Source organism: Colwellia sp. BRX10-3 (assembly GCF_014077505.1).
Taxonomy (GTDB): Bacteria; Pseudomonadota; Gammaproteobacteria; order Enterobacterales; family Alteromonadaceae; genus Cognaticolwellia.
The window spans coordinates 32,229-55,428 of sequence record NZ_JACGWA010000001.1 but is presented as its reverse complement, the minus strand read 5'-3'; the positions used below and the strand labels follow the sequence as shown (position 1 = coordinate 55,428).

Annotated in this window: 23 protein-coding genes; 17 read left to right on the top strand and 6 right to left on the bottom strand. The window is 37.2% G+C overall.

All coding sequences use genetic code 11. From position 1 onward, the window contains the following. Positions 1-260: 260 nt before the first annotated feature. From H4J38_RS00295 to H4J38_RS00280, 4 genes are all read right to left on the bottom strand, one after another. Positions 261-2,090, bottom strand: a complete 1,830-nt coding sequence (locus H4J38_RS00295; RefSeq protein WP_182128385.1) for an SLC13 family permease — start codon at positions 2,088-2,090, stop codon at positions 261-263. Between the two features lie 81 nt (positions 2,091-2,171). Then, positions 2,172-2,432 carry a late competence development ComFB family protein gene (locus H4J38_RS00290; protein WP_182128383.1) on the bottom strand — a complete coding sequence of 87 codons (261 nt, stop codon included), beginning with the start codon at positions 2,430-2,432 and terminating at the stop codon, positions 2,172-2,174. 121 nt (positions 2,433-2,553) lie between these two features. Further along, positions 2,554-3,156, bottom strand: a complete 603-nt coding sequence (gene priC / locus H4J38_RS00285; RefSeq protein ID WP_182128381.1) for a primosomal replication protein PriC — start codon at positions 3,154-3,156, stop codon at positions 2,554-2,556. 12 nt (positions 3,157-3,168) lie between these two features. After that, on the bottom strand, positions 3,169-3,951 hold the full coding sequence (locus H4J38_RS00280; protein ID WP_182128379.1) for a TSUP family transporter: 783 nt from the start codon (positions 3,949-3,951) through the stop codon (positions 3,169-3,171). Positions 3,952-4,616: 665 nt separating this feature from the next. Between H4J38_RS00280 and H4J38_RS00275 the strand changes: the two genes are divergently transcribed. The 3 genes from H4J38_RS00275 (at position 4,617) to H4J38_RS00265 (ending at position 9,642) form a co-directional block, all read left to right on the top strand. Beyond that, entirely contained in the window at positions 4,617-7,445 is a 2,829-nt protein-coding gene (locus H4J38_RS00275) for a TonB-dependent receptor (protein WP_182128377.1), read from the top strand. Positions 7,446-7,655: 210 nt separating this feature from the next. Further along, positions 7,656-7,934: a hypothetical protein gene (locus H4J38_RS00270; protein ID WP_182128375.1), complete on the top strand. Its 279-nt coding sequence runs from the start codon at positions 7,656-7,658 to the stop codon at positions 7,932-7,934. A gap of 427 nt (positions 7,935-8,361) precedes the next feature. Further along, positions 8,362-9,642, top strand: a complete 1,281-nt coding sequence (locus H4J38_RS00265; protein ID WP_182128373.1) for an aspartyl/asparaginyl beta-hydroxylase domain-containing protein — start codon at positions 8,362-8,364, stop codon at positions 9,640-9,642. Positions 9,643-9,712: 70 nt separating this feature from the next. On the opposite strand, the gene H4J38_RS00260 is transcribed toward H4J38_RS00265, so the two are convergent. Beyond that, complete coding sequence (locus H4J38_RS00260; RefSeq protein ID WP_182128371.1) at positions 9,713-10,225, bottom strand: sel1 repeat family protein; 513 nt, start codon at positions 10,223-10,225, stop codon at positions 9,713-9,715. Between the two features lie 1,038 nt (positions 10,226-11,263). Between H4J38_RS00260 and H4J38_RS00255 the strand changes: the two genes are divergently transcribed. The 14 genes from H4J38_RS00255 (at position 11,264) to H4J38_RS00195 (ending at position 22,767) form a co-directional block, all read left to right on the top strand. Beyond that, complete coding sequence (locus H4J38_RS00255) at positions 11,264-12,043, top strand: DUF3450 domain-containing protein (RefSeq protein WP_182128369.1); 780 nt, start codon at positions 11,264-11,266, stop codon at positions 12,041-12,043. After that, complete coding sequence (locus H4J38_RS00250) at positions 12,043-13,386, top strand: MotA/TolQ/ExbB proton channel family protein (RefSeq protein ID WP_182128367.1); 1,344 nt, start codon at positions 12,043-12,045, stop codon at positions 13,384-13,386. Before H4J38_RS00255 ends, H4J38_RS00250 begins: the two co-directional genes overlap by 1 nt. After that, positions 13,386-13,910 (top strand): MotA/TolQ/ExbB proton channel family protein, encoded by a 525-nt coding sequence (locus H4J38_RS00245; RefSeq protein WP_182128365.1) that lies wholly within the window; start codon positions 13,386-13,388, stop codon positions 13,908-13,910. The genes H4J38_RS00250 and H4J38_RS00245 overlap by 1 nt, the downstream gene beginning before the upstream one ends. Before the next feature lie 12 nt (positions 13,911-13,922). Next, positions 13,923-14,324, top strand: a complete 402-nt coding sequence (locus H4J38_RS00240; protein WP_182128363.1) for a biopolymer transporter ExbD — start codon at positions 13,923-13,925, stop codon at positions 14,322-14,324. Between the two features lie 3 nt (positions 14,325-14,327). Further along, positions 14,328-14,945 carry an energy transducer TonB gene (locus H4J38_RS00235; RefSeq protein WP_182128361.1) on the top strand — a complete coding sequence of 206 codons (618 nt, stop codon included), beginning with the start codon at positions 14,328-14,330 and terminating at the stop codon, positions 14,943-14,945. 2 nt (positions 14,946-14,947) lie between these two features. After that, positions 14,948-16,207 (top strand): lipopolysaccharide assembly protein LapB, encoded by a 1,260-nt coding sequence (locus tag H4J38_RS00230; protein ID WP_182128359.1) that lies wholly within the window; start codon positions 14,948-14,950, stop codon positions 16,205-16,207. 259 nt (positions 16,208-16,466) lie between these two features. Then, positions 16,467-16,589, top strand: a complete 123-nt coding sequence (locus H4J38_RS17080) for a hypothetical protein (RefSeq protein ID WP_259365349.1) — start codon at positions 16,467-16,469, stop codon at positions 16,587-16,589. Between the two features lie 21 nt (positions 16,590-16,610). Next, entirely contained in the window at positions 16,611-16,994 is a 384-nt protein-coding gene (locus H4J38_RS00225; protein ID WP_182128357.1) for a response regulator, read from the top strand. Between the two features lie 54 nt (positions 16,995-17,048). Next, complete coding sequence (apt, locus tag H4J38_RS00220) at positions 17,049-17,594, top strand: adenine phosphoribosyltransferase (RefSeq protein WP_182128355.1); 546 nt, start codon at positions 17,049-17,051, stop codon at positions 17,592-17,594. A gap of 9 nt (positions 17,595-17,603) precedes the next feature. Further along, positions 17,604-19,889: a DNA polymerase III subunit gamma/tau gene (gene dnaX / locus H4J38_RS00215; protein ID WP_182128353.1), complete on the top strand. Its 2,286-nt coding sequence runs from the start codon at positions 17,604-17,606 to the stop codon at positions 19,887-19,889. Between the two features lie 64 nt (positions 19,890-19,953). Further along, complete coding sequence (locus H4J38_RS00210) at positions 19,954-20,283, top strand: YbaB/EbfC family nucleoid-associated protein (RefSeq protein WP_182130018.1); 330 nt, start codon at positions 19,954-19,956, stop codon at positions 20,281-20,283. A gap of 210 nt (positions 20,284-20,493) precedes the next feature. Next, positions 20,494-21,105 (top strand): DsbA family protein, encoded by a 612-nt coding sequence (locus tag H4J38_RS00205; RefSeq protein ID WP_182130016.1) that lies wholly within the window; start codon positions 20,494-20,496, stop codon positions 21,103-21,105. Positions 21,106-21,250: 145 nt separating this feature from the next. Next, on the top strand, positions 21,251-22,321 hold the full coding sequence (locus H4J38_RS00200) for a ketoacyl-ACP synthase III (RefSeq protein ID WP_182128352.1): 1,071 nt from the start codon (positions 21,251-21,253) through the stop codon (positions 22,319-22,321). Between the two features lie 56 nt (positions 22,322-22,377). Next, positions 22,378-22,767: an acyl-CoA thioesterase gene (locus H4J38_RS00195; RefSeq protein ID WP_182128350.1), complete on the top strand. Its 390-nt coding sequence runs from the start codon at positions 22,378-22,380 to the stop codon at positions 22,765-22,767. Positions 22,768-22,852: 85 nt separating this feature from the next. On the opposite strand, the gene H4J38_RS00190 is transcribed toward H4J38_RS00195, so the two are convergent. After that, positions 22,853-23,098 (bottom strand): hypothetical protein, encoded by a 246-nt coding sequence (locus tag H4J38_RS00190; protein WP_182128348.1) that lies wholly within the window; start codon positions 23,096-23,098, stop codon positions 22,853-22,855. Between the last annotated feature and the right edge of the window lie 102 nt (positions 23,099-23,200).

Genomic DNA, 23,200 nt, shown 5'->3' with positions numbered 1-23,200 from the left:
AAGCCTTTCACCAATAGATAGCATAACTGCTACAGTTGATACTGTAACTTGTCTCTAAAATTAATTTTCCAAAGAGATACTTCTATACTTTGCTAGACACCATTTACTAGACACCCAATGCTAGTGATAGGTAAAAGAGCTTGCAACTTGCTGAAGAAGTAGAGTTAGGGCGTGCATACGAAGCTTGTAAATTGAGACTATAAGGCAAAGTATCAATAAAATAGACACTTGCCTTTAAATATATCTACTATGCGACTAGCTTACAAATACATCCAATTTAGCAGTAAAGAAAGCGTTACCCACATCAGTAGAATCAATGGAATACCTATACGCATAAAGTCAGAAAACTTATATCCACCAGCATTCATTACTAATAAGTTGGTTTTATAAGCCATAGGTGTGGCGTAGCTTAAGTTAGCACCGAATAACACGGCTAAAATAAACGGCTCAGGTGAAAGGTTTAATTGGCTAGCAACGGAAATAGCAATTGGGGTACCAATAACAGCTGCCGCATTGTTAGAAACAATATTGGTTAATATTGCTAATAACAACATCAAAGCGGCTAAAACACCACCAGGTGGCAAACCAAACGATAATGCGACAAATACTTGGGCTATATATTCTGCGCCTCCTGTCATCATCATTGCAGAACCTAATGCTAGGGACGCGGCAACAATTAAAATAACCTGAGTACTCAGGGCTGATGAAGCTTCTTGCCAATCTAAGCATTTAGTCAGTAATAGTATAAGTACACCGCAAACTGAACTAATTTCAATAGGTAAAATACCAAACGCAGACGATACTACCACTGCCAACAATGTACAAAGTGCAATTGGTGCTTTACTTGTTTGTGGTAATGATTCCGCACCATCGATTATTAATAAGCCAGGTTTTGCTTTTAATAAGCCAATTTGCTCTATTTCACCTTGTACCAATAAAACATCACCGATCTGCAAACGGGTTTTCCCTATACCATTACGACCAATTTCCATTGCTTTACCTGCTCTGTGCAATGCAACTACAGTGATAGCATGTTTATGAATGAAATTTGCCTCTTGTAAAGTTCGTCCTTCAATTCCTGAGCCGGCGATGATAACGATTTCTGCCAAGGTTTGCTTTTCGGCATTTAAAGGATGTTCGTCATCAACTTTATGCAGTCCAGAAAATAAGGTTGCTCCTAAAACTGTTTCAAATTCTTTAAGGCGATCTGGGTAATCATGAACTTTTAACCTATCGCCAACACCAAGCACAGTATCAGGTAAGGGCACAATATTTCTATTGTCAGGTCCTCGCTGTATGCTCTCTATTTTTAATTGGCCATCGGTTAGCGCAATTATTTCGGTAATGGTTTTTGCGTTACCGGCACTTTCTTCATTTATATTAAGGTAAGCACTAAATATACGTGGTGAAGTGTCGGGCATTGAGGGCGATCTGCTGGGTAAAAGCTTTGGTGCCACTAGCCATAAGTAAAGTACAGCAACTACTGAGGCAATAAGTGCTGGCTGAGCAAAATCAAATAGCCCAAATTCAGCAGCCCCCATATTTTTTGCAATACTAACCACAAGTAAGTTTGTTGAGGTACCAATAGTGGTCGCCATTCCGCCAACTAAGGTGGCTAATCCCATGGGTAATAACATAGGTGATGAGTCAGTTTTAGTGCGTAATGAGACGCTAATCAAAATTGGTAATAATAAGACCACAACCGGGGTGTTGTTGATAAACGCACTTAATCCACCAGCAAGCACAAGTGTTATCAACAAGGACAAGGTCGGGCTAATCTTCCACAATTTTGCCAAATATCGCCCAATGGGCTCGAGTGCGCCCGTTCGCACAATGCCATGGCCAATAATCATCAATGAACAGACAGTAACTAAGGCCTCGTGACCAAAGCCAAAAAATAATGAACTTGGTTCGAAATGTTTGCCATCAACATAAAAAGGGAAAACCGCGAACATCACACATAATATTGCTATAACAGCAAGTGAGGAGGTTTCTAAAGGAGTGCCTTCTCGACGAAATAAATATAATGCCAGTACGGTTATCAATAAAACCGCTAAGGCATGATTATTAGGGATGTCTGGAATGTTCAAAGGCTATACCAAGTCAATTAGGTTATTTGTTTTTAATACTACGATATATAGCAGCATGGGTAATGCATAAACTATTTAGTATTAATTATGTTCTTTCATAAATTCTAAAGCTTTTGCTACCGCAACTTTGACACTATTTTCCATTTCAAAACGCTCAGATGCAGGCAGGAAAAAAGCCATATCCACTTCATGCCGAATATAACGTGTAGGCAGTTGGTTTAATACCACACAAACTAAATCGGCTATAAACTCGTCACTATAGTTATCTTCTAGTTTTAAAACAGTAAAGTGCTGAGAAACTAATTTTTCGTAGTAGTTATGAATATCATCAGAAATTTTCATGTATGCGACTCTTTTTTAAAATCATATTTGCAAGCGTAATGCTAGCGCAATAAAAACACCAACCTTTTTTATCAGTAAAGGTTAATTTTTATTAAAATAACAGGCTTGTTGGTAACTTAGACTAAAATTTTTCAGATTGCGCTATTTCGCGCTCTAATTTGGAAATGGCTTGGCGACATCGCCCAAGGCGCTGATGTAGAGCGAGAACTTCTTCAGTTAATTGTTTTGTCTGTTTGGCGCTAATATTGTGGTTTTGTCGCTCTCGTGCTTGGATCATTTCCACTAAGCGGCGTTCAAATTCAAATGTTTCATTGAGCTTTTTATGTAAATTATGACTCGATTGCATTACCGCTTGAGCCGCTTTTTTATAGCGCCTTGCCTTAATAGCAACCAGTCTTTGCGCGGGCTCTTTATGTAGTGCCCCATTGGAGTTCAAAGCGTTACGTAATGCCGATATTTGCTGTTCTATTAATAGTAAGCGGCTGTGTGCAAGAGTATTTTTGTTAGCAGTTAGTAATCGTGATAATTCATTTGTTTTACTTTTTACTTCAGCAACGTAAGGGTGGAATAGATCACTATGGGTGTTGAAAAGCGCTTCAGAGAAAATATCATTTTCTTGGATTATTTTATGTGTTTTAGAATGTTTATTTTGTTGATCAACTTGCATGGCTTGCTCGTCAAGTTGTTCGAGAATTGCATGAATTTTGTTAATTGCACTTAGCATAAATAACCTTTGTTAGCTTAACCAAGCTTGGTAAGCCAAGTTAACCGACATGATAATTACCACAGTAATAAAAACCGGACGGATAAACTTACCGCCAAACTTAATCGCCCAATGTGCGCCTACCCAGGCACCTAGCATGATAAATATTCCCATGGAAATACCTAATACAAAGTTAACATGGCCGAGATAAATGAAAGTTAATAAACTGAAAAAATTGCTGATAAAGTTGGTAGAACGCGCTAAACCAGAGCTTAAAAGAATATCAATTTTATATATTGCATTTGAAGAGCTTACCCAAAATGCTCCCGTACCTGGACCTGCGACACCATCATAAAATCCTAAAATTAAACCTTGAACAGCTTGCTTAAGTTTAATCGACATTGTTTTTAACGGTAAGCCATATACGTCGCTAGAAACTGACTTTGAAAGTAAGGTATATATTGCTGTTAAAACTATTAATACTGGGATGTATTTATCTAAAAACTCTACTGATAGAAAGTTTACAATTATGGTGCCTAAAATGGCGCCAATGCCAGTAGTAATAAGCGCTACTCGCCAATATTTAGGGCTGAAAAGGTTTTTTCGATAAAAGGTAAATGATGCCGTAAATGAACCAAAAGAGGCAGCGAGTTTATTTGTCCCTAACGCAACATGAGGTGGCAAACCCGAAGTTAGTAATGTTGGAACGGTTAGCATTCCACCACCACCAGCAATGGCATCTATTAGCCCTGCGACGAAGCCGACACTGCATAAAGTTATCCATAAACTCATGTCTAGGACGGGGTCAATAACCATAGTATATTTTGCATAGTAAATTTGCCAATGACTATACCACAGAGAACTCTTATTTTAATCGTGATTTATGCTCAATTTACTGAATGTGTAGTTATTGAGCAGAATTTAAAGATGGCGAATCTCGATATAAAGTCCACCCATTATTATTAAAATAGCGGCCCAGTTACAAAATAAATGTTAATTAATATGTAGATTTGTTTCATTATGTTTACGCTCGACATTAATTTTTTTAAGTTATTGTAATTATGGGTAATTATTTATGCTTGTATATTTGTCTTTATATTCTCTTTTTCTACATTACTTCAAGCTTTTGTGGTTTTACTTTAATCGATTTTTTAGGTAAGTAACTGTATATAAAAAGTTTAACTTATTTTTTATGTTTTCTGTTAAGTTTGGCTTTTGTCTTTATTATATAACTTTCTAATATTAAGGAGATTTTGTTATCTTGTTGTTTTTAGCTGTAATTGTATGAATTTGTTATCGTGATTGCATACTTACTGATACTAATGTAAATAAAAGGTAACTGTTTGTGTTGACCCGTTAACAAGATTAAGTTTAATATCTTAACCGACAGATTAGGTCTATGACCAAAATAATTCTACAACAAGGCAATATAGCCTTGAAATTTAAACACTAGTATCACGAAAGTGATCCAGGGAGTATATATGTATAGCAATAGCAAAATAGCTAAAGCAGTGCGCGTCGCCATGATGTTTGGTGCCGGTGCAGCAGCAGCAATCTCAGCACCTGCATTCTCAGCAGAAGCAGACGAAGCAGAAGTTGAAAAAGTAGAGCGTATCGAAGTTACAGGTTCACGTATTAGACGTGCTGATGTTGAGGGTGCAAACCCTGTTTCAGTTATGACTGCAATTGACATCGAAAAGTTTGGTATTACATCAATTGGTGATGTACTTCAGTCTATTCCATCTGCAGGTTCTGCAATTAACACTAACAGCAACAACGGTGGTAATGGTTCAACAACTCTTAACATTCGTGGTGTTGGTTCTAACCGTACATTGGTACTAATCAATGGTCGTCGCTTAGCAACTACTTTAGGTGGTTCTGTAGATTTAAATAACATCCCATCATCAATCATCGAGCGTATCGAAGTATTGAAAGATGGCGCTTCAGCTGTTTACGGTTCAGATGCTGTTGCTGGTGTTGTTAACATCATCACTCGTAAAGATTTTGAAGGTGTTCACGCTTCAGCTTATAAAGGTCAATATGACGAAGGCGATGGAGTTAAAGAGTCTTACGATCTAGGCTTTGGTGTTTCTGGTGATAAAGGTAACGTTTACTTTAATGTTAGTTATGTAAAAGAAGAAGCAACATTTGCGGGCGATCGTGATATTTCTGCAGTACCAGTATTTGGTACAGAAGAAGGCTACGGCGGTTCATCAGGTACACCGTTAGGTCGCTTCATGTTTTTTGATGAAGACGGCGGCTTTAACAACAATACTACAGATGGCAGCGGAAACTTAGCACCATGGGTAGAGCCTGGTAGTCGTTTTAACTTTGCACCATTTAACTACTTATCAACTCCTCAAGAGCGTGTGAATCTTTATACACAAGCTAACTATGAGTTATCAGATAACATTCGCGTTAACGCTGAAGTTATGTACGGTAACCGTAAGTCATCACAAGCTCTTGCTCCAACACCTTTATTCTTCGGTTCTGCATTTGGTGATACTGGTTTTACTATCTCTCAAAACAACCCATGGAACCCAACAGGTATCGAATTAACTACAGATAGCGCGATTGGCGAACCTGGTAACCTATACTTAGTAGGGCGTCGTATGTTTGAAGCTGGTTTCCGTCAATTTAATCAAGACGTTGATCATTTCCAATTTAATGGTGGCTTTGAAGGCGAATTTGAATTAGGCGATAGAGCGTTTTACTGGGATGCAAGTTATGTTTATTCTCGCACTCAACAAAACTCAATCACTGACGGTCTGCTAAATATGGATCGTGTCAAAAAATCAATTGGCGACCCAGCTGATTGTGCTGCACCATGTACTCCATTAAATTTATTTGGTGGTTCTACTGGTATCGGTGAAGGTACAATCACTCAAGAAATGCTTGATTACGTAACTTTTACTGCACAAGATGCTTTAGAGTCAGAGCTTAAAGGTTATAGCTTGAACCTTTCTGGTGATTTATTTGAATTGCCAGCTGGTATGTCTGGTTTTGCAACTGGTTGGGAAAAACGTTGGGTTTCTGGTGCTGACCAACCTGATGCATTGATTGCTGCTGGTATTACATCTGGTAATGCTCGTCAACCAACTGAAGGTAAATATAGCGTAGAAGAGCTATTCTTAGAATTAGCTATTCCACTAGTTGCAGACGCACCAATGATGCAAAGTGTTGATCTTGAATTAGCGGTTCGTTATTCAGATTACAGTAACTTTGGTGATACTACTAACTCTAAAATTGGTCTTAAATGGCGTGTAAACGACGAGTTATTATTCCGTGGTACTTGGTCTGAAGCATTCCGTGCTCCATCAATCTCTGAATTATTCTTAGGCAACAGTGATAGTTTCCCTAATTTGGATGATCCATGTAATGGTGGTGGTAATGGCGCTCCTGGTTGTGCTGGTGTTCCAGCAGGTTACCAACAAGCAAATGACCAAATCCGTATCACTGTTGGTGGTAACAAAAACTTAGCACCTGAAGAAGCTGAAACATTCACTTATGGTCTTGTTTATAGTCCAGAGTGGGCTGAAGGTTTATCTTTAACTTTCGATGTATTTGATATCGAAATTGCTAATGCTGTTTCATCTACTGGCGCACAAAAAATCTTAGACACTTGTGCTACTACTGGTACAACATTCTGTGGTCTAATTGAGCGTACTTCTGGTGGTAGTATTACAGATTTGTTCAACGGTTTAGTTAACTTAGGTGGTCAAACTACATCAGGTTTTGATACTGAAATTGATTATAACTTTGAAACTGAATTTGGTGATTTTAACATCGGTATGGATTTAACTTATGTTGATGAACGTACAATCATTGATGTTGATCCGGAAACAAATACTTCAGTTACAGAAAACTTAGCTGGTAGAGCATTTGACCGTGACGTTGTTCCACGCATTCGTTCAAACATTAACGTAAGCTGGAATAAAGATGATTGGTCAGCTAACTACTTAGTGCGTTATATCGGTAAAACTGTCGAAAATTGTGAATTTGGTGCTGATACAGATTCAGCTGACGTTTTCTACGAAGACAAGTTATGTAGCAACCCAGGCGTATCAGTATTTGATGTCGATGGTGACTTAGAGTCTAAAGAAAGTACTAATGAGCTGAAAGCTATGGCTTATCATGACGTTTCTGTAACTTACTTCATCTCAGACGATATTAAAGTAACTGCTGGTGTGAATAACTTATGGGATACTGACCCACGTACTTCTTTTTCAACATTCGCGAACAGCTTTGATCCATCTATGTATGAGATCCCAGGCCGTTTCCCTTATGTACGTATAAGCACTAAGTTCTAGAAAAAACTTATTAGTATGTAGTGATAAAAAGCCTCTTAATTGAGGCTTTTTTTTTAGCTGTTTTCAACTCAAATACCTCTGGTATTAGAAGTGTTAATAATATCTTACAAAATAGTATTAATGATTAATGAATGCTCCTTGTATTTTATGAGTATTTTTTGTAAATTTGATGTGTATATTTTGTTATTTTGTTATTAAAAAGGAATTAAAGTGAAGAATAAAACTAGTATCATTTTGTTAGCAGTAAGTTTATGCATCAGCGTTGGCTGTTCATCTACCCAAAGTGCAGGGAAGAAAGAAATTCGTGAAGATGTTCAAACTGCGATGGCAGAGAGTGGATATCGCTGTGAAAGAACAGTCACTGTGGGCAGTAACATCAAAAAGAAACGCTGTTCTACCAAAAAAATGAGAGATGCTCAGAGAGATGCTGCTGTAAAATCTATAGAACGCGGTCAAGGTGGTGGTGCAACTTCAGGCAGCGACTTATAGCTTCTGATTTAAGTTTAATGACATAGTAAAATAAGTCATCTAATGATATATGTTAGTATCCGTCTGATTAAATGGTATGCAGTACTATGTTAAAGAGCACCTAAACTATCTCACACTATGAATAGAATTGAATATGATCCAACTAGATGCTAACAATGATTACTGCGTTATTTAAGCATCAACACTATTATAGTTGACCTTTAAATCTATAGAGCATCAATAGAGATAATATTTCATTCAGTTCAAAGTAGTTATACCTTTAAAAACTAACGTCAGTTATTTCGACGTTAGTAGTTAGAACAGCATATAACGGTATGGTAGGGGACGCTGCAGTAATTCTGTGTTATAAAAATAAAAACATGCCGAGCTTGCTCGGCATTTTGCTTTTATATAGCCGCTAATATATTATATTTATATACTGAAGTTTATGTTAACTGAAGAAAAAGTGATTCAATTAGAACAACAACTTAAAAAACTAATGATGGAAAATAGTTTATCCGAAGCCAAGCATCTATCAGATACCATTCTTGAGAGCTCTCCTAACAATAAATTGGCACATCAATCTCTTATCCAATATTTTTTTCGCTACAAGTCGTTCGATAAATGTATTGAAAAATGCTCAACGCTTTTAGCGATTAATCCTAAAGATAAATTAGCTGCAAAGTATCTTATATTAAGCCTGGTTGAGAGCAAAGACTTAGTGTCGGCTAAAAATAAAGTTAAAAGCTATATAGCTGTGTGTGGTATAGACGAAGAGGTATTGCTATTAAAAGCAGAAGTTGCTGTTTGTATGCAAAACTTTGAAGAAGCGCTTATTGCCTATAAAGAACTACATAATTTCTCACCTGAATTCTTTTCCATTGAAACACTAAAAACAAGGAAAAATAACAAGCAACACTTTAATAATGTGACCAATTTACTAAAACGTAATGCTTACATGCAAATGCAGACTTGCATGGGAGTAAGTAGGCGGCTCGATAGTGCTATTAATTGTTTTTTTGGTCTTGAAAAGGCAGTGCAAAGTCACAAATTACAAAAGGGAAGTTTTTTTAATATTCCTAATTTAACCGCAAAACCCTATTATCAAGTTGATGAAATTTCAGGTCTAAAGAGCCTTGTCGAAAAAATACTGTTATGCATGCCCTTATTAAAATCTATTATTAAGGATACAGATAGAGAAAATTATATAGACGCCATAGGCGCTAAAAATATGCAAAAAGAGTGGTTGTTACTCGCAAAAAAATGGCAATCAATTCACCTTTTGAAAGCAGATAAACAATGTGAAATATCACCTGAAATTGAGCAAGTTAAAAAAGTTTTTCAAGATACTCTAGTTGCTGATTGTCCACCTCATGCTCCAGAGGCATTTATATCAATATTGCCAGCAGATACAATTATTCCACCTCACCATGGACTTTCTAATGTAAAACTGACAGTTCATGTGCCCATTTATGTTGATGAACTAAGTTCGTTAACCGTAGGTGGAGAACGTAAAACCTGGATTGATGAAGATATTATTATTTTTGATGATAGTTTTTTGCATTCTGCAGATAATCGTTCGTCTAATTCGAGAGCCGTACTTATTTTTGATATTTGGCATCCGGATCTTACATTACAAGAAAGAGGGGCGATTAAGACCTTTATGCAAACTCATGACACTTGGTCTCAAGAGTATGCTCAATTATCTAAAGCGGTTAAAGTGGTATAAAAAAGGGCTTTAATTGATATTAAAACCCTTTAAATAAGCGTGAAGCTTCTAACTTATAGCTAGATGGTGTCTAGTTAACCCATTTTTGCTCACATCGCTCTACTAGGCGATTAGAACCAACGACTTTGGTCGCTCTACAATTCAAACCTCTTGCGTCAACACCATATTTATTACGATATACTTCTACATCTTTTTCAAGTGCTTGTTGGACATCATTAGGAATAAGCTCACTTAGCTTTCTCTTCATTATTACCCAATCTGTATTACGTTGTTCTAAAGCTAAATTTAACCAAATCCATGCTTTAGGGATATCTTGGCTTGTGCCTTGACCTTGCAAGTACATAGTAGACAAATAGAACTGAGACTCTTTATGACCCCATCGAGCTGTATTGGATAGTTTTTCAAAAGCTTTTTCGTATTTATGGGCATTAAGTGCGAGCAGTGCAGCATCGATTTTTTGATTGTAGTGGCTTGCCAACCTTGGCATATCTTCTAATTCTACATTGGCTTTTGTACTAGCCTGTATAGATGTTGAAATCATTACTGAAGCCGCTAACCATATATATTTCGTATTTTTTAACATTATAATCTCCCTTTATATTTGCAGTAATATTAGTTTTTGTGTTTATGAATCACAAGGAAGATAATGTAAACAAGTATGTAAATAACAAATATTAAGTTGTGAATTAACATTAACGCTCGGTAATTTTTTAGCATTAATGTTGTTTTGATAATCAAAGATTTTATTGGTTTAATAAACACATTTTTTTGCCATGAAAAATGTTGACTAGATTACTGTATACCAAACAATTGTTAATTATATTTAACTTGTGATGTGAATAATTAATCGATGATTCATAGTATTAGGTAACTAATATATTGAATGACTACTATTTAAAAATTATTTTGTAATAAATATCAGAGTGCAATTAAATTCAAGCTAAATAGGAATTTATAACAATGGATAGGTACATAAACATAAAGGTGACTCGAATCATTACTTATACGAGTAAAGTAAAGCTGACATTTTAATTTAATCTTGCCTAGTACTTAAAATCAATTTACAGATTGGCATATTTATTTAACCTGAATTATTGAGTCTAATTGGTCTGATAAATTGCAAAACCAATTAACTTACTGGGTGTGTTATGAGCGTTAAATGTGTGTCAATGAGATATATTTTGGGTAAAATTTATTCAATAAATTGTTATAAAGCGAATTTATATTAATTAGCTGATATATTATAATTGCCTAATTAGTCATCAAAATCCTATGTTTTCCGTACTATTTTGTAATTATTATTGACTTACTACGAAAGAGTTAGTAAAACATAAGGAGCACATATTATTACAATTAAGAGGTCTTCTGTAACATGGGGTTAATCAATCATGTTCTGTATCAAATGAATGTATTGTTCAATTCACGTTACGAAAAAGTTTACTTCGCACTATAAAGCGAAATAAATGGTCTTTTTATTGTACTTAGTTGACAGTTAGGCTGTCGTCTGGGAATATTGTCGTGGTTTTATTTTAAAAAAATAAAAACTTAAAATGGCAGATTATTAAATTTGCGTTAACAATAAAGCTTGTTATCAAAATTCAATAGCAATTGGTTGGGAACTATGTCCAAATTAAGCAAGAAAAGCCTTATCGCAACGACGATAATTGGCGCACTAGCATTTTCAGCAAGCAACTTCGCGGCTGCAGATGCGTTAACAGATCTACAAAAAGCAGAAGCTCAAATCTTTAAGGCTTCTAGTCAATCACAAAACAAAATAGACAATATTTACGGTCAAACTCAAGAGTTATTAGCTGAGTATCGTAATACAGTCGATGAAGCTGACGTATTAAGTGGCTATAACGATCACGTTCAACTGATGGTTAATGATCAAACGGCTAATATTAAATCATTACAAAAGCAAATTGCTGGTATAGATAAAACCAAGCAAGGTGTTGTGCCATTGATGTACAAAATGATTGATACGTTAGAGACTTTTGTTGACCTTGATGTTCCTATGAACATTGATGCACGTAAAGAGCGTATTGCTGGTTTACGTGATGTCATGGGTGATTCAGATGTATCAGTATCTGAACAATTTCGTTTAGTGCTTGAAGCATATGAAATTGAAGCGGGCTACGGCAGTATATTTGGTGTCTATCAAGCTGAACTTGACTTAGGCGACCGTAAGATTACAGCTGATTTCGTTCACATGGGACGTATTTCATTTGTTGCTCAATCTCTTGACATGAAAAATGCATGGGTTTGGAACAATGAAAAACGTGGTTGGGATGCTTTAGGTGATCAATACTTAAAACCAGTTACCGACGCCATTCAAATGGCTCGTAAGCAATTACCACTTGATCTAGCCAAACTACCCGTCTTTGCAGCAGGAGCAAAATAATGAAAAAAGTTATTAATTTCGTATTATTTGCTGCTTCAATGACAGTAGCAGCTTCAGCTTCAGCCAATCAGTTAGATGACTTATTAAAACAAGTTAAAAATGACCGTATCTCTGAAGCTAAGATCGATAAAAAACGTGAAGCAGAATTTATGTCTGCACGTTCTGACAAGCAATCGTTATTAAACAAAGCTAAAACAGAACTAGCCAATCAACAAGCACGTAACAAACGTTTAACTAAAGAGTATGCCGCTAACGAAATTACTTTAGCGCAAAAAGCTGTAGAGTTAGATAATGCCCAAGGTACGTTAGGTGAGATGTTCGGTGTAAGTCGTGCAGCTGCAGCTAATGCTTATGGTACAATTGCAACGTCTATTGTTTCATCTGAATACCCAGGTCGTGGTGAAGTTTTAGACAAAATTGCGAATTCTAAAGCAATTCCAGAGTTGGAACAACTTGAAGAGTTATGGTTTGCTTTGCAAACTGAAATGACGCAATCAGGTGAAATATCTAGATTTACAACAGAAGTAACAAACTTAGATGGTTCAAAGTCTACTGAGTCTGTGATTCGTATCGGTACTTTCAATTTAGTATCTGAAAACGGCTACTTGACTTATAACGACGAAGTTGGACAAGTACAGCCATTAGCTAAGCAACCTGCTGGCCATATTGCTGGAACTGCGTCTTCTTTCTTTGGTGAAAATTCTGGTTACGCCCCTTTATATGTGGATCCATCTCGTGGTGCTATCTTAACGTTAGAAACACGTAAGAAAACATTAATGCAGTTCTATCATGAAGGTCAAGAAGTTGGCTATGCGATTACTGTATTGCTAATTATCGGCCTTCTTATTGCTTTAGAACGAATGATAGTTCTTGGCAGCATGAGTGCTAAAATTCGCACTCAAGAGAAGAATCTTGATCAACCAAACGATAACAATCCACTTGGTCGCTTGTTAAAAGTCTACTTTGAAAACAAAACGGTTGATGCAGAAACACTTGAACTTAAACTTGATGAAGCTATTTTACGCGAAACACCAAAAGTCGACCGCGGTATTAACTTAATCAAAATGTTCGCTGCAATTGCACCATTAATGGGTTTATTAGGTACAGTAATCGGTATGATTATGACCTTCCAAACGATTATGTTATTTGGTACAGGTGACCCGAAAATTATGGCGGGTAACATCTCTCTAGCACTTGTAACAACAGCTTTAGGTTTGATTTGTGCATTGCCACTAATCTTAATCCACAGCATTGTCGCTGGTAGAAGTAAATCTGTATTGCAAAAGTTAGACGAGCAAAGCGCTGGCATGATCGCTGCACTTGCCGAGAAGGAGTCTAAATAATGTTATTCCTGATAGAGCTTTGGGAATCTGTCAGGAGTTTTATTGCGACTGGTGGTAACGTACTATACGTTGTTGCCTTCGCACTCTTACTGATGTGGATTTTAATGATAGAACGCTATTGGTTTCTATCTAAAAATTACCCAAAAATGAAAGACGATATCGTTGGACGTTGGGATGCAAGAGTAGATACTACTTCTTGGTATGCACATCGAATTAGAGATACTTGGATCTCCGAAGCGACAGCACAATTAGAGCAAAACATGCTCACAATTAGAACCTTGGTGGCAATGTGTCCACTAATTGGATTACTCGGTACTGTAACCGGCATGATCGGTGTGTTTGAAGTTATGGCACAACAAGGTACTGGTAATCCGCGTCTGATGGCGTCTGGTATATCAATGGCAACAATTCCGACAATGGCGGGTATGGTTGCAGCGTTATCAGGGGTGTTTTTCAGTTCAAGGTTAGACGCTAAAGTTAAACTAGCAAAGGCTAAACTGGTTGACAGTTTACCTCATCACTAGAGAGATATTCGAATGGCACGTAAACGTATTCGTGAAGACGAAGAAGCAGTAATAGATATGACGCCGATGCTTGACATCGTATTCATCATGTTGATTTTCTTTATCGTAACTACTTCTTTTGTAAAAGAAGCTGGTATTGAAGTTAATAAACCTAAAGCGGCAAATCAGTCTAAACAGAAGTCAGCCAATATCTTTATTGCAGTTAAAGATAATGGTGAAATTTGGTTAGACAAACGTCGTGTAGATATTGAACGCGTTGCGGCTAATATTGAAAAATTATTGGCTGAGCAACCAACTGACGTTGTAATCATTCAAGCGGACAAAGACGCAAAACATGGCGTTGTTGTGAAAGTAATGGATGCAATTAAAGAAGCGGGCATAGACAGAATTTCTATCGCTGCAGCTAAGGGGTAGTTTATGGTTCGCTTTTTAGTATCTATACTACTAGGCGCTGCAGTAACATTTGCTTTGTTTGCTTTTATGTCCTTTCTTGTTTCTAGCGGTGATAGAAACAAAGAAGATGCATTAGAGAGCATTATAGTAGAAGTTAATACGACGCCACCTAAGTCAGCAGCAGAACGCCGTCAACGTGTTCCGCCGCCGCCACCACCGCCGCCTAAAACGCCGCCTAAGCCTCAAGCTCCTGAGCCTGAGACTAATAACGACACGGGTGGATTAACGTTTAATATGCCTGGTGTACAGTTAGCCGGAGCAAATGCGGGTATTTCTGCACCTGGTGCTGGTTTTGGCCGTGACGGAGATGCAACACCTATAGTTCGTATTGAGCCTAAGTACCCAATACAAGCTGCTCGTGATGGTAAAGAAGGTTGGGTTACGCTTTCATTTACTATCAACGAAATTGGTGGTGTTGAAGATGTTGATGTCATTGAAGCTGATCCTAAACGCGTTTTTGACAAAGAAGCTAAACGAGCTTTGCGAAAATGGAAGTACAAACCAAAAGTTGTTGATGGCAAAGCTATGAGACAAACAGGTTTGACTGTGCGACTTGACTTTAATATGGACGGAGGAAATTAATAATGAATAAGATCTTTTCATCTTTACTGTTAATTATTTCAGTTGTTCTAATTCAATTGCCAATTGCTGCAGAAGTATCTGCAGCTGGCGCTGAAGATTCTGAAAAGCCAAAGCGTAAAACACAGCTTGTAGGTCCAAGTGTTGGTAAAAAGGTAGCTAAAGCCTTTGAAGCTTATTCAGCTGATGATATTCCTGGCGCTTTAGTTATTCTTTTAGATATTGACGCTAGTAAAGAATATGACAAAGCTTATGTTGCTCGTTTTATTGCAGTTATGTATGCCTCTATGGGTAACGAAGAAGCGAAAGCCATTCAATACCTTAAGATAGCGATAGCACCTGATATACTTAATGAAGGCGATCAAGGTGAAGGACTTAAGCTGTTAGCTGATTTGCAAATGCAAGTTAAAGACTATGAAGATGCATTAGTCAACTATAAAGCTTGGATGGACTTTACCGGTAAATCAGACGGCGATACTTGGACTAAAATAGCCAATGCTCATTATGCGTTGAAGCAATTAGATAAAATGATTGTGCCAGCAGATAATGCGATTGCGGCTTACGGTGACAAGCAAAACAAAAATCCTTATATATTAAAAGTTACTTCGTATTACGAAAGTAAAAAATATAAAGATGCTGTTAAAACGCTTGAAACTGTACTTCAAATATTTCCAGAAGATAAAACGTGGTGGACCCAACTTGGTATGTTTTATTTGTTGGTCGAAGATTATCAGAAAGGTCTAGAAACACTTGATCTTGCTTATAAACAAGGTTTCCTTGTTAAAGAATCTGAAATTAAGACACTAGCAAGTTTGTACTCACAAAGTTTAGTACCATATAAAGCAGCTATGTTATTAGAGAAGCACATTGATTCAGGTTTAGTACCACGTGATGATAAAAATTTATCTTCACTAGCTAACGCTTGGCATGCTGCTCAACATATTGATAAAGCTGCTAGTTACTACGGTGAATTGGCTAAAATGACTAACCTTGCGAAACATTACAGCAAACAAGGTATGTTATTAAAGCAAGATGAGCAGTTTAAACCAGCGATTATAGCGTTAAATAAAGCTATAGAACTTGGTGTGAAAAATGAAGGAAGACTTCAGATGAGTATTGCTGAGTCTCACTTTTATTTAGAACAATATAAACAAGCTTATAAAGCGATTAGTTTAGCAATGAAAGATCCTAAGACTCGTAAGTCTGCTAAGGGTTGGGAAAGCTTTATTAAAGACACAGCTCAAAGAAAAAATGTCGCTATTTAAATATATCTGTTAAATAGAACGACACAAAAACCAGCCTATAGGCTGGTTTTTTTATGTTCATAACAAGCCGTATTTTATAGCCATATCGAAATGTAAGAGCGAAGACACAAAATTATTTGTTATAGCTAATAGTCGTTATACAGCAGATAATTAAATTTTGATAAGTAAATAAGCTAGTTTTACTAAATCAAATATAACTACCTTTAATCGTGTTTTTGGTCTACAATGCGCGCCGATTAATCTATCGAAAGGTATTATCATGTCAGAAGAAAATTTTAAAGATAGCACGTCAAAGCGACATATATTTGCAGCCGTACTTGCAATGTTCGCCGCCCCATTACTACCCATGTTAGCCGGTTGGTTTACATTATTATCAAATTAAATTACAACAGCTTTATTTAAAATGAAAATACTTGTTGTAGACGATAATAAGACCATTCTTGATAGTCTTAGTACTGTATTATTTAATCAGGGCTATTTTGTAAGCACAGCGCGCCATGGGCTAGGTGCATCTGAAAAGTTACAAAACGATTACTATGACTTAGTGATAGTCGATCACTTAATGCCGATCATGAATGGTATTCAGTTGACTAAACATATTCGGCAACATGATGTACTCGCCGATATACCGGTTATCTTCATGACAACCCAAGGACGTAAAGCAGTAGAGTTGGTTTGCAATACAGATATATTTTCGGCGATTATTGAAAAGCCGATAAATGAGAAAATCCTTCTTAAATTGTTAAATGATCTATTATCTCCAAATACTCTCTATCAGTTACTATAATTTTTCAGTGAATTGCTTTATTCTGTAGCTAAAATTTTTTTTGACTTTTAGAACATGACTGAATCACAAATCAATACACTTAAATCAGCAATTCACACTATCCCAGATTATCCTAAAGCCGGCATTATGTTCAGAGATGTAACCGGTATATTGGACGATGCTGAAGCATTCAAACTCACCATAGAAATCTTAGTGAATAAATTCAAAAATGGCGGTTATACAAAAATTGTCGGTACTGAAGCTCGTGGATTCCTCTTTGGTGCGCCTTTAGCGCTAGCAATGGGCTTAGGATTCGTTCCTGTTCGCAAGCCGGGTAAGTTACCAAGAGCTACTTTTATGCAAGATTATCAGCTAGAGTATGGTCAAGACACGTTAGAAATTCATCAAGATGCTTTAACTAAAGATGATAATGTTTTGATTATTGATGATTTACTTGCAACTGGCGGAACTATTGAGGCAACAACTAAATTGATAAGACGTTTAGGTGCTAAAGTAACTGATGCCGCATTTGTTATATCATTGCCTGACTTAGGTGGTGAAAAAAAACTCGAAGGCATGGATTTATCGGTCTTCTCTTTACTGCAATATTCTGGCGATTAAGGCTGAAGAATGAGCTATCAGGTTTTAGCAAGAAAATGGCGACCAAAATCCTTTAATGAGTTGATGGGTCAAGAGCATGTTGTTACTGTTTTGGTTAATGCACTGACCCAACAGCGATTACATCACGCCTATTTATTCACCGGTACTCGTGGCGTAGGTAAAACTACCATAGCGAGAATTTTTGCTAAAAGCCTAAATTGTGAAACAGGCGTCACAGCTACACCTTGTGGCACTTGTGATGCTTGTGTTGATATCGATCAAGGTAAATTTGTTGATTTACTTGAAATTGATGCAGCCTCTCGCACAAAAGTCGACGATACGCGTGAAATATTAGACAACGTACAATATGCACCTACAAGAGGTCGGTATAAGGTCTACTTGATAGATGAAGTTCATATGCTGTCAAAAAGTAGTTTTAATGCCTTATTAAAGACCCTTGAAGAGCCTCCAGAGCATGTTAAGTTTATTCTCGCGACTACCGACCCACAAAAGCTACCAGTCACTGTACTTTCTCGTTGTTTACAGTTTCATTTAAAAGCGCTTACGATCAAACAAATTAGCGATAAAATAATAGAAATACTGACCAAAGAAGCCGTATCTTTTGACGATGAAGCCATTGCGCTTTTAGCTAAAGCTGCTCGTGGCAGTATGCGCGATTGTTTAAGTTTGACAGATCAATGTATTGCACAGGGCAATGGCAATATAACCAGAGCTGATGTACAGCAAATGTTAGGTGGCGTTGATCGAGATTGGGTTTTTAAAATTATACTCGCCTTATTAAAACAAGATTCTGCTGCATTAATGCAACTTTCATTAGCTATTGCCTCTTATGCGCCAAGTTATAGCCGATTATCAGCCGAGTTAATTCAGTTGTTACATCAAATTGCTATGACACAAGTGGTTGAAGCTAACTTTAGCTTACCGGCAGAGCATCAACAAATGCTCACGCGATTTTGCCAACTGATGTCACCTGAAGATGTACAGCTTTACTATCAAATAGTATTAACTGCTAGAAAAGATCTTCCTTATGCCGATGATGAACAAGCTGCATTTGATATGATGTTACTAAGATTATTAGCTTTTAAACCGGTTGCTAATAGCCTTGATTTGCCCGAAGTAGGTAAAGAAATATCTCATGAGCTTTTACATCAAGATATTGACGAACTTTCGCTGAGTAAGTCAACGTCGTTAGCACATGCTAATGCGAGTGATGAAGAAAGCCTTGAAACAACAAAAATAATAACCTCATCAGAGCAAGAGTCGTTGAACTCAACCAAGGATAAAGTGTTAGCTGATTCTTTTCAGAACAAGGCCGACCTTAATGAAAATCCAAAAGATAGTGCTGAGAAAGACCAACATCATACAAACGAAAATGAACATGAAGATATACCAACTTCTGAAGACGTTATTGAAGCGGATCATGATTCTGATGCCAATGCCAATGGCATTCTAACAGAAGAAATGTTAACAATTGAACATCAAGATCATACGATTATAGAGCAAGAGCCTGAAGCTAAAACATTACAATCTGATCTTAGCAGTAACGATCAACATACTATAGACAATAGCAACACGACTCATGATGATAAATTAATTACCCCTGAAGATACCGTTAGTAATAATAGCTCAGAACAACTACAGGAAAAGAATCAATCTAAGCCATTTTCATCGCCAGTAGCCGCCGCCATCGCTACCAGAAATATGCTAAGAAGCCGTAAAAAGTCATTGGAGGATAGTGGAAAAAAGCCTAATGGCGCTGTTGTGCGTCCATCATTAGACAAAATAGAAGACACGAGTGTAGAAGCTGAAAATAATACTGTTGCAGTACCGCCTAATGTTCCTGATTTAGCAACATTACCTGAGCAGCCTTATAACGAAGATGTTATTGACCCTGCGACCATTAAGTTGGCAAACCAGGTTGATAAATGGGCCCATATGATTGACAGCATGTCATTAATTGCCCGTTTAAGGCAGTTAGCAATTCATGCTACGGTAGATGAAGCCTCGACCGACGATGTATTGATTTTACAGTTAGATCAATCGATAAAGCATTTAAATAGTGATGCAGCACATAAAGAATTAGAAGCACGAATATCTGAATACTTGCAACGTAAAGTCACTGTTGAACTAAATATTGTCGAAAAAACGGTGGCAGATCCTTACCAAATCCAATCAGATATTAATGCCAAGCGTTATGAATATGCAAAGCAAGTGTTAGCTGAAGATGAAATTGTTATTGCACTGCAACAACAATTTCAAGCTGAGCTTGATCAAGAAACCATCGTAGCGCGTTAATCGCTACTTGAATTTTAAGCCGTTAACTATTATCTTTGGCGGCATATTACATTTGGAGATAAAAATTATGATGAAAGGTGGCATGGGCAACTTAATGAAGCAAGCCCAAGAAATGCAAGCTAAAATGGCAAAAGCGCAAGAAGAGCTAGCCAAGATGGAAGTCACCGGCGAAGCAGGTGCCGGTATGGTTAAAGTTACCATGACAGGCAACCATAACGTTCGTCGCGTAGCTATCGATGACAGCTTAATGGCCGATGATAAAGATATGCTTGAAGACTTAGTCGCCGCAGCGATGAATGACGCTGTGCGTCGTGTAGAAGAGCAAAATAAAGATAAAATGGGCGCATTAACAGGTGGTATGCAAATGCCTCCTGGGATGAAAATGCCGTTTTAGTTCTGATCCGGTCATACTAAGCTATAAGCTTGTACGTTAACTTTATAAATTAACTTTGTACGGCAAGTTTATTGAATTAGAGCCCAGCAATGCTGGGCTTTTTGTTATCTAATCTCGGCTAGTTCAGGTTAATATTGGTATTCTTAAATTAGAGTGATGCAGGGCCGTAATGGCTATGATCGCGTTAAATACTGATGTTAGAGGCAATGAATATTGAAAGCGCAATTATATTATATTTACGATCCTATGTGCAGTTGGTGTTGGGGTTATGCACCCACTTGGCATAAATTGCAGAAGGAGCTTAAGCCCCATGTTGATATTATCTATGGTCTAGGTGGATTAGCAAAAGATTGTAATGTGATTATGCCAACTGAGATGCAAGATTTTTTACAGCAAACATGGCGCAAGATATCTCAGCAGCTAGGAACACAATTTAATTTTGATTTCTGGCAGCACTGTAAACCAAGGCGTTCTACTTATCCTGCTTGTCGAGCTGTAATTGTAGCAAGAGCCTTCGGTAAAGAACAAGCTATGCTAACGGCTATTCAACATGCTTATTATTTACTAGCAAAAAACCCATCCGATATCGATACCTTGCTTGAATTGGCAGTTGAAATTGGCTTGGACGGCGATGTGTTTTTACAACAAATTAACTGTCAGCAGGTGAACGACGCCCTTAAAAACGAAATTACAAAAATGAGGGATTTGCCAATCAATGGTTTTCCATCGCTAGTTCTAGTTAAAGACAATTCTTTTAATACAATCGCCATCGATTATAAAGATTGGCGTAAGAGCTATGAGTTAATATTATCAAAAATTTAGTTTTAACGACGTTTATGTTACATATAGGCTATAAATACGGTAAAAATCCGTTAAAGCACTGATATTTTGTAGTATGATATTATTATAAAAAATAGATTATTCTTTGCTTCTTAAAGTAAAAAATAACAGCAGAATAAGGTTTACTATGACATACGCAGCAATTACTGGTTGGGGAAAATGCTTACCTCCCGCTATTCTTAGCAATGATGATTTAGCGACGTTTTTAGAAACAGATGATGAATGGATCACATCTAGAACGGGTATGAAGGAGCGAAGGATTTCTCACGTTACAGTGAGTGAATTGGCACATGTTGCCTGCGCAAGAGCATTAGCGGCTGCGGGTAAAACAGCTAAAGATGTAGATTTAATTGTTTTTGGTAGTACAACCTTTGATCAGCTTTGTCCTAATGCCGCTTCCAATGTTCAGCGTTTACTCGGCGCTGAAAATGCAGCCTGTATGGATGTCAGTACGGCATGTACCGGTGGTATGTATAGCTTAAGTGTTGCCACCTCTATGATCAAAAGTGGCGTAGTTAAATCCGCACTGGTAATAGGTGCTGAAACTATTTCGCCTATTATGGATTGGAGTAATCGTGACGTTGCTGTGCTATTTGGTGATGGCGCTGCTGCACTTTATTTAGAAGAAAGTGATGAAGAAACTGGCGTTATTACTCAAGCTTTAGGTTGCTATGGCGAATCTCGAGATATTCTTTCTGTTGAAGGTTGGGGCATGAAATATGCCAACAAAGGACGCTTGCTTGGACAAACTAACTGGGCGTTTTTAGGACAAGAAATTTTTAAAAAGGCAGTTGCAGGCATGGCGCAAGCGTGTGATAAAGCACTGACTCAAGCGCAACTTAGTGCTGACCAAATAGCGAGTGTTGTACCTCATCAAGCAAATTTACGTATTATTGATACCTTAATAAAGCGCTTAAAAGTCGACAAAGATAAAGTATTTATCAATATTCATAAATACGGCAACATGTCGGCGGCAACCACCTTAGTCGCTTTTGTTGAAGCCATAGAAGAAGGTTTTATTGCTAAGCAATCTTATGTGTTACTCCCTGCCTTTGGTGGTGGTTTAACCTGGAGTGCGCATGTTGTAAAATGGGGTGATAGAACTCATGCTTTATCAACAACAGACGTCGACTTACCTGAATGTAAGCAATCCGGTTTAGCGTTAGTTCAAGAGATTATTGCTGCTAAATCGGTCTAAAAATTTATTAGCCAACACCATGTTGTGTTGGTTCCCTGTTATAAATAAGGATACCCATGCGCTTTCTCTCTCGTCGGCTAATTTTGCCTAATGATTTAAATTATGCCAATTCATTATTTGGTGGCAGGGCATTAGCTTGGATTGATGAAGAAGCTGCTATATATGCTATTTGTCAACTGGAAACAAACTGCTTGGTGACTAAGCACATTGGTGCTATTAATTTCGAATCACCTGCACAACAAGGTGATGTAGTTGAGTTTGGTTTAACAACGAAAGCTGTTGGAAAAACTTCAATTACTATTACCTGCATAATGCGCAATAAAGTAACTAAGAAAACTATATGTTTGGCTGATGATATTGTCTTTGTTCAAGTTGACCCGGATACTAAACAACCGATCCCACATGGTAAAACTTTAGCTTCTTTGACTGATCCTTTTGAAGATTAATGGCGAACCCCTCAAGTCAAAGCATTATAAATTATTAGCGCTTAATGTTTAAATACCTCATTAAACGATGATATTGGTTGTCTAGTTAATATTGAGAAGCAGAGTAAGATTCTGCCTTAGAAGGCGTGATTTTCAATAATTTCTTCTTAATACGAAACTTTACTTGTTTTGATAGGCCCAATGTAAACAGCACTGTTGAAAGCGTAAATACTAAACTCATTGTTTTGAAAAGCTTAATACTTGTCAGCATCATCAGTATTAACATCAGTACGGTATAAGCAAAACCTAATACAGCTAAGCATAGAAATAACCCTTGAAGCTCTTTGTTCATATGTTTACTCCTTATTGTCTCACCTTAACAAACCTTGCTGTAATGAACGAGTAGAATAACGAGCTAAGTGTTACTAAACTTGTCAATGTAACCATATTGGAT

Bases quoted from the DNA above. Each gene is read 5' to 3' on its own strand.
- H4J38_RS00290 (WP_182128383.1), bottom strand. From the start codon at position 2,432: ATGAAAATTTCTGATGATATTCATAACTACTACGAAAAATTAGTTTCT.
- priC (WP_182128381.1), bottom strand. From the start codon at position 3,156: ATGCTAAGTGCAATTAACAAAATTCATGCAATTCTCGAACAACTTGAC.
- H4J38_RS00280 (WP_182128379.1), bottom strand. From the start codon at position 3,951: ATGGTTATTGACCCCGTCCTAGACATGAGTTTATGGATAACTTTATGC.
- H4J38_RS00275 (WP_182128377.1), top strand. From the start codon at position 4,617: ATGTATAGCAATAGCAAAATAGCTAAAGCAGTGCGCGTCGCCATGATG.
- H4J38_RS00265 (WP_182128373.1), top strand. From the start codon at position 8,362: ATGTTAACTGAAGAAAAAGTGATTCAATTAGAACAACAACTTAAAAAA.
- H4J38_RS00260 (WP_182128371.1), bottom strand. From the start codon at position 10,225: ATGTTAAAAAATACGAAATATATATGGTTAGCGGCTTCAGTAATGATT.
- H4J38_RS00255 (WP_182128369.1), top strand. From the start codon at position 11,264: ATGTCCAAATTAAGCAAGAAAAGCCTTATCGCAACGACGATAATTGGC.
- H4J38_RS00250 (WP_182128367.1), top strand. From the start codon at position 12,043: ATGAAAAAAGTTATTAATTTCGTATTATTTGCTGCTTCAATGACAGTA.
- H4J38_RS00245 (WP_182128365.1), top strand. From the start codon at position 13,386: ATGTTATTCCTGATAGAGCTTTGGGAATCTGTCAGGAGTTTTATTGCG.
- H4J38_RS00240 (WP_182128363.1), top strand. From the start codon at position 13,923: ATGGCACGTAAACGTATTCGTGAAGACGAAGAAGCAGTAATAGATATG.
- H4J38_RS00235 (WP_182128361.1), top strand. From the start codon at position 14,328: ATGGTTCGCTTTTTAGTATCTATACTACTAGGCGCTGCAGTAACATTT.
- H4J38_RS00230 (WP_182128359.1), top strand. From the start codon at position 14,948: ATGAATAAGATCTTTTCATCTTTACTGTTAATTATTTCAGTTGTTCTA.
- H4J38_RS17080 (WP_259365349.1), top strand. From the start codon at position 16,467: ATGTCAGAAGAAAATTTTAAAGATAGCACGTCAAAGCGACATATATTT.
- H4J38_RS00225 (WP_182128357.1), top strand. From the start codon at position 16,611: ATGAAAATACTTGTTGTAGACGATAATAAGACCATTCTTGATAGTCTT.
- apt (WP_182128355.1), top strand. From the start codon at position 17,049: ATGACTGAATCACAAATCAATACACTTAAATCAGCAATTCACACTATC.
- dnaX (WP_182128353.1), top strand. From the start codon at position 17,604: ATGAGCTATCAGGTTTTAGCAAGAAAATGGCGACCAAAATCCTTTAAT.
- H4J38_RS00200 (WP_182128352.1), top strand. From the start codon at position 21,251: ATGACATACGCAGCAATTACTGGTTGGGGAAAATGCTTACCTCCCGCT.
- H4J38_RS00195 (WP_182128350.1), top strand. From the start codon at position 22,378: ATGCGCTTTCTCTCTCGTCGGCTAATTTTGCCTAATGATTTAAATTAT.
- H4J38_RS00190 (WP_182128348.1), bottom strand. From the start codon at position 23,098: ATGAACAAAGAGCTTCAAGGGTTATTTCTATGCTTAGCTGTATTAGGT.